This window comes from Mesorhizobium sp. M0676 (genome assembly GCF_040320535.1).
Classification (GTDB): domain Bacteria; phylum Pseudomonadota; class Alphaproteobacteria; order Rhizobiales; family Rhizobiaceae; genus Mesorhizobium.
In genome coordinates this window covers 1-1101 of sequence record NZ_JAMYPU010000081.1, presented here as the reverse complement: position 1 = coordinate 1101, position 1101 = coordinate 1, and the positions used below count along the sequence as shown (strand labels likewise).

1 pseudogene is annotated in these 1101 nt (G+C 61.9%); it reads left to right on the top strand.

The window, feature by feature from the left end:
• Positions 1-1101: pseudogene (locus tag NKI35_RS31255) on the top strand (ISL3 family transposase); the annotation flags it as partial.

The window sequence follows — 1101 nt, the reverse complement described above, 5'->3', positions numbered from 1 at the left end:
GATTGCCGTTACCGCCCGCTCAGGGGCGCCAGCGCGACCTTGCCCTCTTTGCCGCAGAGTGTCGCACCGGATCCATAGCCGCTATCTTCGACGAGTTTCGGATCTTCCCTGTACCGGGATGAAGGTAGAGCTTCACCTCGTTGCCCGCCGCTTTATCTGCGATGCGCCATTGTGCCGTCGACGAATCTTCGCTGAACGCTTTGACGACTGCGTTGTCGCCGAGCGATCCCGCCGGACCTCGCGATTGGAGTGTATCGTTCATCATCTTGGGCTGGCGCTCGGCGGCCGGCCGGCGGCCAGTTTTGCGAAGCGGCTGATGGTCCCGGTCAGTAATGACACGCTGCTGCGGGTGGTGCGGCGACGGGCCTGTTTGCAAACAGATCCTCTCAAAATTGTCGGCATTGATGATTGGGCCTTCCGTCGCGGCCATCGTTACGGCACGATCGTCTGTGATCTGGAGCGGCGGCGGATCGTGACGCTGTTGCCTGATCGTGAGGTTGCCACCGTCGAGGCCTGGCTCGCCGACCATCCTCAGATCGAAACCGTCTCGCGCGACCGCGGCGGCGGTTACGGTGAAGCGACCGCGAAGGCGTTGCCCGAAGCGGTTCAGGTCGCCGACCGCTGGCATCTCATGGAGAATGCGAGTGCGGCTTTCCTCGACGCCGTCCGCAAGTCGATGCGGACAATCCGAACTGCGATCGGCGCTACGACGATCAATCCCGATCTGCTCACCTACGCGGAGAAGCGGCAATACGAAGGCTATCTGCGGCGTGAGGAGACAAATGCGGCAATCATGAAACTTGCCAGCGAAGACATCCCCATCAAGGAGATCCTGCGTCGCACCGGCCACAGCCGTAAGCTGGTCCGTCAGGTGGTCCGTGGCCAGCGGACCGATATCTTCCGCGCCCGCCAGAGTTCACTCGAAGCCTGGCTGCCCCTTCCTGGACGGGCAATGGAAATCTGGTTGCCACAATGCAAGCGAGCTTTGGCGACGGCTGAAGACAAAGGGCATTCGGGGACGTCTGGGTGTCGTCAGCGAATGGGCAAGGCGACGACGACGCGCCGAACAGGCATCCGATCAGCAACTCCACAAGGTGCCAT